This is a genomic window from Dietzia sp. Cai40, from assembly GCF_014145165.1.
In the GTDB taxonomy this organism is placed as follows: Bacteria; Actinomycetota; Actinomycetes; order Mycobacteriales; family Mycobacteriaceae; genus Dietzia; species Dietzia natronolimnaea.
In genome coordinates, this window is record NZ_JAALEB010000229.1 from 1 (window position 1) to 5,418 (window position 5,418).

Consider the following 5,418-nt stretch of genomic DNA (forward strand, 5'->3'; position numbering starts at 1 on the left):
TCTGTGTGCCATAGCGGCGCCGCGCGGGGACGAACGCCTCCACCAGTACGCTGACGATCCCCGCGCCGAACACCACGAGCAGCGGCGCGAGCGATCCGTACGCGATGTCAGGGGTCATCGGGTTCCTCCCACCAGCGCGACGGTGTGGGCGACCGCCGGTTCGATCACGTCCAACGCGGGCTGCGGGTAGAAGCCCAGCACGATCAGCGCCACCACCAGCGGGATCACCACCACGAGTTCCCGGGCGTCGAGATCCGGTGTCCGCGCGAGCCCGGGAGCCGGGGGTCCACCCATCACCCGCTGGTAGGTCCACAGGATGTAGACCGCCGCCAGGACGAACGTGCTCGTGGCGAGCACGGCGGCCACCGGGTACGGGCCGAAGGTCCCTATGAACACCAGGAACTCGCTGACGAACGGGGCCAACCCGGGCAGCGAGAGCGTGGCCAGGCCGGCGATGAGGAACGTCCCGGCCATCACGGGCGCGACCTGCTGGACACCGCCGTAGTAGCCGATCTCCCGGATGCGGTGCCGGTGGACGAGGAACCCGGCCACGAGGAACAACGCGGCCGTGGCGACGCCGTGGTTGACCATGTAGAGCGCCGATCCGGCCGCGGACTGCTCCGTCCTGGCGAAGATGCCCAGGACGATGAACCCGAAGTGGGAGATGGAGGCGTAGGCGATCAGCCGGAGCAGGTCGGTCTGGGCGATGGCCATCACGCCGCCGTAGACGATGCTGATCACCGCCAGCGTGACGAGCACCGGCGCCGCCGTGGCGGCCGCGTCCGGGAACAGCGGCAGGCTGTAGCGCAGCATCGCGAACGTGCCGACCTTGTCCACGACCGCCATCATCAGCACCGCCGAGGCGGGGGTCGCGGCCACGGCCGCGCCGGGCAGCCAGGTGTGGAACGGCCACAGCGGCGCCTTGATCGCGAAGGCCAGGGTGAAGGCCGCGAACATCAGCAGCGCCACGCCGGTCGTGATCTCGAGCCGGCCGTCCGCGACGGCCGCGGTGATGAGGCGGTAGTCGAACGTGCCCGCCCCGATCGATCCGCCGTCCGTCCCGGCGTCCCCCAGCCCGGCGCGGGCGGTGAGCACGTACAGCCCGATCACCGCGACGAGCATGACCAGCCCGCCGAGGAGGTTGTAGATGAGGAACCGCACGGCCGCCGCCGCCCGGTCGGCCCCGCTGGAATCGCTGCGGCCGAAGCCGCCGATGAGGAAGTACAGCGGGATGAGCATGGCCTCGAACGCGACGTAGAACAGCAGCACGTCCAGACTGGTGAACGCCACCAGCGCCAACCCCTGCGTGGCCAGCATCAGCGCCGGGTACGCCTGCGCGCGGCGGCTGTCGGACGCGGCGACGTCGTGCCACCCGGCCAGCAGGAGCAGTGGCATGAGGGCGGCCGTGAGCAGGACCAGCACCAGCGCGATCCCGTCGAGTCCGAGCGTGTAGGAGGCGCCGAAGGCGGGGATCCACGGGTGGGACTCGACGAACTGGTGGGTCTCGCCGCCGGGGTCGAACCCCACCGCGAGCGCGACCGCCACCGCCAGCACGACGAGGGAGGTGGCCAGGGCGAGGGGCCTGGCCGCGCGTCGCGCGCCGGAGGGGAGGACGACGACGACGAGGGCGCCGATCAGCGGCGTGAGCCACAGCGCGGAGAGCAGACCGAGCCCGTTCACAGCACACCTCCGGCCGACATGGCGGCGATGATCAGGGCCGCGCCGAGGAGCATGTACAGCGCGTAGGAGCGGGTGAGTCCGGATTGCAGGAGTCGGCCGCGGGTGGACAGGAGCCCGATCGCCGCCGCGACACCGCCGGTCGCGCCGCCCACGACCCTGCGGTCGACCACCGCGGTGGCCGCGACCAGGGCCTGCCCCGGCCGCATCAGCACACCCTCGTTGACGGCGTCGGCGTAGAGGTCGCGGCGGGCGGCGCGGGTGAGCGCGGAGACCTCCGAGGGCGCCTGCTCCGGGATGTCGGTGCGGCCGTACCGTCGCACCGCGACCGCGATCCCGACGGCCACGACCACCAGCGAGGCGGTGGTGACCAGCCACACCGGCAGTACGTGCTCGGCGTAGTGCTCGCCCACGACCGGGGCCAGCCAACCCTCCAGCCGCCCGCCGATAGCGAGCAGGGCCCCGGAGAGTACGGAGCCGACCGCGATGAGGATCATCGGCGTCGTCATGGACACCGGCGACTCGTGGGGATGGGCTCCCTCGCGCCATCGCTGTCGGCCGAAGAAGGTCAGGATCATCACCCGCGTCATGTAGAAGGCGGTCAGGCCGGCTCCGAGGAGCGCCACCGCGCCGAGCAGGTATCCGGCCGCCCCGCCGCCGCCCGCGTCGAACGCCGCGGAGATGATGCCCTCCTTGGAGTAGAAGCCGGAGAACGGTGGGACGCCGATGATCGCGAGATAGCCGAGTCCGAAGGTGACAAAGGTGATGGGCATGACCGCGCGCAGGGCACCGTAGCGCCGCATGTCGACCTCGTCGTCCAGCCCGTGCATCACCGATCCCGCTCCGAGGAAGAGGCCGGCCTTGAAGAAGCCGTGGGTGAGCAGGTGCATGATCGCCAGGGCGTATCCGGCGGGGCCGAACCCGGCGGCCATGACCATGTATCCCACCTGGCTCATGGTGGAGGCGGCGAGCACCTTCTTGATGTCGTCCTTGGCGCAGCCGATCACGGCGCCGAACAGCAGCGTCACCGCGCCGACCGCGATCACCGCCGTCCGCGCCGCCGGGGCCGCGTCGAAGATCGGGTTGGCCCGGGTGATCAGGTAGACGCCGGCGGTGACCATGGTGGCCGCGTGGATCAGCGCCGATACCGGGGTGGGGCCCTCCATGGCGTCTCCGAGCCACGACTGCAGCGGCACCTGGGCGGACTTGGCGCAGGCGCCCAGCAGCAACAGCAGGCCGAGCGCGCTGACCAGGCCGGTGCCGACCCCGGGCTCGGCACCGTCAGTGCCGCTGATGGCGGCGAAGACGCCGTCGAAGGACAGGGTCCCCAGCTGCGTGACCATCACCATCAGGGCCACGGCGAGCCCGATGTCCCCGACGCGGTTGACCAGGAACGCCTTCTTGGCCGCCGTGGCCGCGGACGGCTTGTGCTGCCAGAACCCGATGAGCAGGTAGGAGACCAGGCCCACGCCCTCCCACCCCAGGTAGAGCACCAGGAAGTCGTCCGCCATCACCAGCAGCAGCATCGCGGCCAGGAACAGGTTGAGGTAAGCGAAGAACTTCCGCCGCGCCGGGTCGGCGGCCATGTACCCGGTCGAGTACACGTGGATGAGCAGGCCGACGCCGGTGATCAGCAGCACGAACACCATGGAGAGCTGGTCCAGTCGCAGGCCCATGTCCACGCGGAGGTCGCCCACCGAGATCCAGGTGAACAGCGTCTGTTGCAGGGTCCGGTCGGCGGCCCCGCGGCCGACCATGGCGGCGAACTGCCAGGCGGCCGCGCAGAACGCGGCCAGGGCGGTGGCGCAGCCCAGCAGGTGTCCCCACGGGTCGCTGCGGCGGCCCAGGAGCAGCAGGAGGGCGGCGCCGAGCAGCGGCAGGCCGGGGATCAGCCACAACGTCACATCAGGAGTCATCCGCGCGTCCTCAATACCTGAGCAGACTGGCGTCGTCGATCGAGGCCGATCGGCGGGAACGGTAGATGGCCATGATGATCGCCAGGCCGATCACGACCTCGGCCGCGGCCACCACCATGACGAAGAACGCGAACACGTGACCGCCCACGTCGCCGTGCATCCGGGCGAACGTCACCAGGGCCAGGTTGGTGGCGTTGAGCATGAGCTCGATGCACATGAACACCACGATCGCGTTGCGCCGCAGCAGGAACCCGGCCGCACCGATGGTGAACAGCACGGCCGAGAGGTAGAGGTAGTTCTCCGGGTTCACGGTCGTCCCCCCTCGGCAGGTCCCGCCGTACCGCCGGACCCCGGATCGTCTCCGGGTCCCAGTTCCCTGCCGCCGCCGTGCCGGCGAAGGACCTCGCTCACCGAGTCGGTGGAGTCCGAGCCGTCGGGCAGCCGGGCCGGCATGTCCGCGGAGTTGCGCCGCGCGTACACGCCGGGGCTGGGCAGCGGCGTCACGCGGGCGTGGCCGTCGTGCTGCCAGTCCAGGAAGCGCTGCTCGGACATCTCGCGCTGGGTCCGTCGGCCGGAGAACCGTTCGCGGTGCGCCAGCACCATGGCCCCCAGGGTGGCGATGATCAGCAACACGCCGGTGAGCTCGAACGCCCACACGTGGCGGGTGAACAGCAGCTCGGCCAGTGCGGGCACGTCATTGTGGTCGGCGCCGAAGCCGGTGAAGGGCGGCAGCTCCGCGCGGGCGAGGCCGGTCGCCAGGAGGACCCCGAAGCCGAGCCCGGCGACGATCGCGGCCACGCGGTGTCCGCGGATCCGCTCCACCAGGGACTCCGAGGACTCCACGCCGATGAGCATCACCACGAACAGGAACAGCATCATCACCGCGCCGGTGTAGACGACGATCTGGCCGACGCCCAGGAACACCGCGCCCTGCGCCATGTACAGCACGGCCAGGGCGACCATCGTCATGGCCAGACACAGGGCGGAGTAGACCGCCTTCTTGGCGGAGACCACCCCGAGCGCGCCGACGACGACGACGACCGCCAGCACCCAGAACAGGACCGACTCCCCGGTGGACACCGGTGCCCCGGTCATCAGGACCCGTCCCCGTGTGAGGGCGCGCCCTGGGTCGGCGGGGAGTCCTCGCCCGGCGCCGCCCCGTGGGGTGCGCTCTGCGCCGCGCGGAGGACGTCGCCGCGGTAGTAGTCGGCGTGCGTGGTGCCCGGGGCCATGTCGTGCGGTGCGGGGACCATCCCGGCGAGCATCGGCCCCAGCAGGTCCTGCTTCTCGTAGATGAGCCCGGCCCGGTCGTCGCCGACCATCTCGTACTCGTTGGTCATGGTCAGCGCGCGGGTCGGGCAGGCCTCCACGCAGAGGCCGCACCCGATGCAGCGTAGGTAGTTGATCTGGTAGATCCGCCCGTAGCGCTCGCCGGGGGAGTAGCGCTCGTCCTCGGTGTTGTCGGCGCCCTCCACGAAGATCGCGTCCGCCGGGCAGGCCCACGCGCACAACTCGCAGCCGATGCACTTCTCGAGGCCGTCGGCGTACCGGTTGAGCTGGTGGCGGCCGTGGTAGCGGGGAGCGGTGGGGACCTTCTCCTCCGGGTACTGCTCGGTGTGCTTCTTGCGGAACATCGTCGCGAACGTGACACCGAACCCGGCGATCGGTTCGAGGATTCTCGGAACCCTAGGCATTGGGGGCCTCCTCCGATGCGGTGCGCTGGGGTGTCGCGGTGCGCCCGGACAACGCCGCGCGCTGGTGGGGCAGCGGTGGGACGGGGAACCCGCCCGCGACCGGGTCGAAGGGCGCCGGGTCGGCGGCGCCC

General features: G+C 71.1%; 5 protein-coding genes. All 5 read right to left on the bottom strand.

What is annotated here, in order from left to right:
• Positions 1-114: 114 nt before the first annotated feature.
• The 5 genes from G6022_RS09650 to nuoI are packed head-to-tail and all read right to left on the bottom strand — an operon-like array spanning position 115 to position 5,287.
• Entirely contained in the window at positions 115-1,680 is a 1,566-nt protein-coding gene (locus G6022_RS09650) for an NADH-quinone oxidoreductase subunit M (RefSeq protein ID WP_179524318.1), read from the bottom strand.
• Positions 1,677-3,593, bottom strand: coding sequence for an NADH-quinone oxidoreductase subunit L (gene nuoL, locus G6022_RS09655; protein WP_182691440.1), 1,917 nt, complete (start codon positions 3,591-3,593; stop codon positions 1,677-1,679). Before nuoL ends, G6022_RS09650 begins: the two co-directional genes overlap by 4 nt.
• Before the next feature lie 10 nt (positions 3,594-3,603).
• Positions 3,604-3,903, bottom strand: coding sequence for an NADH-quinone oxidoreductase subunit NuoK (gene nuoK, locus G6022_RS09660; RefSeq protein ID WP_095717142.1), 300 nt, complete (start codon positions 3,901-3,903; stop codon positions 3,604-3,606).
• Positions 3,900-4,688 (bottom strand): NADH-quinone oxidoreductase subunit J, encoded by a 789-nt coding sequence (locus G6022_RS09665; RefSeq protein WP_182691442.1) that lies wholly within the window; start codon positions 4,686-4,688, stop codon positions 3,900-3,902. Before G6022_RS09665 ends, nuoK begins: the two co-directional genes overlap by 4 nt.
• Positions 4,688-5,287: an NADH-quinone oxidoreductase subunit NuoI gene (nuoI, locus tag G6022_RS09670; protein WP_182640005.1), complete on the bottom strand. Its 600-nt coding sequence runs from the start codon at positions 5,285-5,287 to the stop codon at positions 4,688-4,690. Before nuoI ends, G6022_RS09665 begins: the two co-directional genes overlap by 1 nt.
• Positions 5,288-5,418 lie beyond the last annotated feature (131 nt).

Excerpts from the sequence above, each read along its gene's own strand:
- nuoL (WP_182691440.1), bottom strand. The coding sequence starts at position 3,593 with ATGACTCCTGATGTGACGTTGTGGCTGATCCCCGGCCTGCCGCTGCTC.
- nuoI (WP_182640005.1), bottom strand. The coding sequence starts at position 5,287 with ATGCCTAGGGTTCCGAGAATCCTCGAACCGATCGCCGGGTTCGGTGTC.
- G6022_RS09665 (WP_182691442.1), bottom strand. The coding sequence starts at position 4,688 with ATGACCGGGGCACCGGTGTCCACCGGGGAGTCGGTCCTGTTCTGGGTG.